General features: G+C 43.7%; 1 pseudogene. It reads right to left on the bottom strand.

The features are described from left to right. Positions 1–597: pseudogene (locus AB4653_RS24355) on the bottom strand (NADH oxidase); the annotation flags it as partial. Positions 598–870: the final 273 nt, after the last annotated feature.

The following is an 870-nucleotide window of genomic DNA, read 5'->3' on the forward strand; positions in this document are numbered from 1 at the left end:
GTTTTCGAGTGAACCACCCCATTTGTCTTGGCGTTGATTGTGTCTCGAAGACAAAAACTGACTCACGAGATAACCATGAGCACCGTGGATCTGCACACCGGTAAAACCCGCTTGTTTTGAAAGCTTTGCACTCAGCGCGAATTTATCAATGATTGCAATTATTTCCTTCTCAGTCAGAGCTCGTGGCGTATTAAAGCCTTTTTCTAATCCGCGCTCTAAAGAGATAGCTGAAGGGGCAACTGGGCTATCACATAAGAATTTAGGGATTTGCTTACCTGGGTGATTCAGTTGCATCCATATCTGCGAACCATTCTGTGTTCCGGCACTCGCCCACTCACGAAATACGGTTAAGTCACTGTGCTCATCTAACACAACGTTTTTAGGTTCACCAAGCGCACCTCTATCGACCATCACGTTGCCCGTCATGGATAGGCCAATTCCTCCTTGAGCCCAACGCTGGTAAAGCGTGACTAAACCTTGCTTAGGGTTATGATGTTTATCACCTAGCTGTTCACTCATTGCCGATTTGAACAGGCGATTTTTGATCACTTGGCCATTAGGAAGAGAAAAAGGGTCGTTGAGGCAGATCGGATTCATGCGCGTGGTTACTTTCTTTGGTTTATATATTCAGTCCAGTATGCCCTATTTTATTCTACAGTTCTGAGCATTTAACGCCTATTTCGAAGCAAGTTTCGCTCAATAAAAAATGCCAGCGGCATAGCAGCTGGCATTAATCGATTATAAACAAAACCTTAAACAGGCGATTTAAGTCATCACTTTATCGTGGATTTTTTGACCTTAGTAAATGGTGTCGATTTCCATTTATCTGTTCTTACCTCTTCACCGGGCGTGTACATACGTAACACTGAA

The organism is Vibrio sp. 10N.222.48.A3, assembly GCF_041475345.1.
Taxonomy (GTDB): domain Bacteria; phylum Pseudomonadota; class Gammaproteobacteria; order Enterobacterales; family Vibrionaceae; genus Vibrio; species Vibrio tasmaniensis_A.